The sequence below is a fragment of the Paeniglutamicibacter sp. MACA_103 genome, assembly GCF_045798555.1.
Classification (GTDB): Bacteria; Actinomycetota; Actinomycetes; order Actinomycetales; family Micrococcaceae; genus Paeniglutamicibacter.
In genome coordinates this window covers 1-2,019 of sequence record NZ_JBIXLN010000102.1, presented here as the reverse complement: position 1 = coordinate 2,019, position 2,019 = coordinate 1, and the positions used below count along the sequence as shown (strand labels likewise).

Here is a 2,019-nt window from a genome sequence, read left to right as displayed (position 1 = left end):
GGCGGCCGAGATGGAGTCGAGGGCGGCGGCGGTGATGGCCTCCGCGGTGATCCCGAACTCGGTGAACAGGCGCTTGTAGTCGGCCGAGGCGCCGTAGTGGTCCAGGGAGATGATGCGTCCGGCATCGCCCACCAGTTCGCGCCAGCCCTGGGCCACGCCGGCCTCGACGGAGACGCGTGCCTTCACGGCCGCGGGCAGCACGGATTCGCGGTAGGCGGCATCCTGCTGGTTGAACCATTCCAGGCACGGGATGGAGACGACGCGGGCGGGCACGCCCTGGGCCTGCAGCGCCTCGCGGGCCTCGATGGCCAGGGAGACCTCGGAGCCGGTGCCCAGCAGCAGCACCTCGGGGGCGACGACCTCGCCGTTGGCGGTGGCGTCGGCGAGCACGTAGGCGCCCTTTTCGGTGCCCGAGGCGGCGCCGAAGCCCGGCTGGCTGCGGTCGTAGACCGGCAGGTTCTGCCGGGAGAGGATGATGCCGGCGGGGTTGGAGGTGGTTTCCAGGATCTTCTTCCAGGCGAAGGAGACCTCGTTGGCGTCCGCCGGGCGGACCACGTCCAGGTTCGGGATGGCGCGCAGGGAAGCGAGCTGCTCGACCGGCTGGTGCGTCGGGCCGTCCTCGCCCAGGCCGATGGAGTCGTGCGTCCAGACGTAGATCGAGGGCACGCCCATCAGTGCCGAGAGGCGGATGGCCGGGCGCTGGTAGTCGGAGAAGATCAGGAAGGTGCCGGAGTAGGCGCGCGTCGGGGAGGCCAGGGTGATGCCGTTGACGATGGAGGCGGCGGCGTGCTCGCGGATGCCGAAGTGCAGCACCCGTCCGTACGGGTTGCCCTTCCAGGAGTCGGTGGAACGCGATTCCGGGATGAAGGACGGTGCGCCCTCGATGGTGGTGTTGTTCGAGCCAGCCAGGTCGGCCGATCCGCCCCAGAGTTCGGGCAGCACGCCGGCGACGGCGTTGATGACCTTGCCGGAGGCCGAGCGGGTGGCGACGTCCTTGCCGGGTTCGAAGACCGGCAGGTTCTCGTCCCAGCCGGCCGGAAGCTGACCGGATTCCAGGCGGGCCAGCAGGGCGGCGTTCTCCGGGTTGGCGTTCGACCAGGCGTCGAAGCCTTCCTGCCAGGTGGCGCGGGCTGCGGTGCCGCGTTCCTGCACGGAGCGGGCGTGGGCCAGGACCTCGTCGGCGATCGCGAAGTTGGCCTCGGGGTCGAAGCCCAGCGCGGTCTTCAGGCCCGCGACCTCGGCGCCTCCGAGCTTGGAGCCGTGGATTCCGCCGGTGTCCGCCTTGGTCGGCGAGGGCCAGCCGATGACGGTGCGCAGGGAAATGATCGAGGGGCGGGAAGTCTCGGCCTTGGCGGCGCGTAGCGCGGCGTCCAGCTCGGCCAGGTCCTCGACGTAGTTACCGGTCTTGGTCCAGTCCACGCGCTGGGTGTGCCAGCCGTAGGCCTCGTAGCGGCCCAGGACGTTCTCGGTGAACGCCACGTCGGTGTCGTCCTCGATGGAGATGTGGTTCTCGTCGTAGACCACGACGAGGTTGCCCAGTTCCTGGTGGCCGGCCAGCGAGGAGGCCTCGGAGGTGACGCCCTCCTGCAGGTCGCCGTCGGAGGCGATGACCCACACGGTGTGGTCGAACGGGGAGGTGCCGGCGGCCGCGTCGGCGTCCAGCAGGCCGCGCATGCGGCGCTGGGCGTAGGCGAAGCCCACGGCCGAGGCCAGGCCCTGGCCCAGCGGGCCGGTGGTGATTTCCACGCCGGCGGTGTGGCCGAATTCCGGGTGCCCGGGGGTCTTGGCGCCCCAGGTGCGCAGCGCCGCGAGGTCTTCCATCTCCAGGCCGTAGCCGGAGAGGAAGAGCTGCAGGTACAGGGTCAGCGAGGTGTGCCCGGGGGAGAGGACGAAGCGGTCGCGGCCGATCCAGGCCGGGTCGGACGGGTCGTGGCGCAGGTGCTGCTGGAAGATCAGGTACGCGGCCGGGGCCAGCGAGATCGCCGTGCCGGGGTGTCCGTTTCCTACCTTCTCGACCGC

Annotated in this window: 1 protein-coding gene; it reads right to left on the bottom strand. The window is 70.9% G+C overall.

What is annotated here, in order from left to right:
* On the bottom strand, positions 1–2,019 hold a 2,019-nt coding region (tkt, locus tag ACIPVK_RS21705), incomplete at both ends, for a transketolase (protein WP_407614056.1).